General features: G+C 37.0%; 1 protein-coding gene and 1 pseudogene. Both read left to right on the top strand.

Going from position 1 to position 783, the window contains the following annotated elements:
• Positions 1-364, top strand: a pseudogene (locus FD20_RS12620) (MobQ family relaxase); the annotation flags it as partial.
• A gap of 186 nt (positions 365-550) precedes the next feature.
• Positions 551-751, top strand: coding sequence for a GmrSD restriction endonuclease domain-containing protein (locus FD20_RS12615; RefSeq protein ID WP_035454414.1), 201 nt, complete (start codon positions 551-553; stop codon positions 749-751).
• The last annotated feature ends 32 nt before the right edge of the window (positions 752-783 follow it).

The raw sequence follows: 783 nt of genomic DNA, 5'->3' as shown, positions 1-783 counted from the left end.
GGTTTTAAAGCATGATGGCACTAAACAACTCTTTTTTGGCGAATGCAAAGCCGATCCAACGATTAAGAACAGTCAGATTGAGAAAATCCAAAAACAGTTAAAAGAGCAACAAGCTAAGGACGATCAATACCGAAAATCCCAGCTGGCACATTATCAACCATTGAACTACAAGCCAGTTAGTCCAGAATATTACCTAAAGACGGCCTTTAGTGACGCAATCATGGCCGCTCTATATGCCCGTGATGAAGATTACCAACGGCAAAGACAGGCGCAAGGTTTAAAAGAGGCCGAGTGGGAAATGACGAAAAAGCAACGGCAACACCAAACTCGAAATCGGCATGAAGATGGGGACATGCACTTGTAATCTAAATGTAAAATTAAAGAATCAGTAAGAAAACTATATTTATATCTGTAAAAACAGTTTTTAACTGCTAGGTCATAATGTATGGCAGATTGCAAGAAATAACTTGAACGAATTTAATGACGTAAATTAAGCAAGAAGGTACGCTGCCAGAAATAGTACAACGCGAATTTGGGGAGGAAGAATAGTATGAAAGCTGATAGCATACACTTATTTGATTTCCTGGGGAATGGTAAAACAATTTTTGAAATTCCTGTTTTCCAGCGAAATTATGAGTGGGATAGAGAACAATGTAAACAATTATTTAAAGACCTAACCGTTGCGGCGCAAACTAATACTGATCATTTTATTGGTGCAATTGTTTATGAGAGCGTAAAATATCTTGTGTAAATGCATAAAAGATTTCTGAATTGTATAGAAAT

It is taken from the genome of Liquorilactobacillus uvarum DSM 19971, assembly GCF_001434935.1.
GTDB lineage: Bacteria > Bacillota > Bacilli > Lactobacillales > Lactobacillaceae > Liquorilactobacillus > Liquorilactobacillus uvarum.
Note: the sequence above shows the minus strand (reverse complement) of the source record. Positions and strands in the feature narration are given on the sequence as shown.

Bases quoted from the DNA above. Each gene is read 5' to 3' on its own strand.
- FD20_RS12615 (WP_035454414.1), top strand. From the start codon at position 551: ATGAAAGCTGATAGCATACACTTATTTGATTTCCTGGGGAATGGTAAA.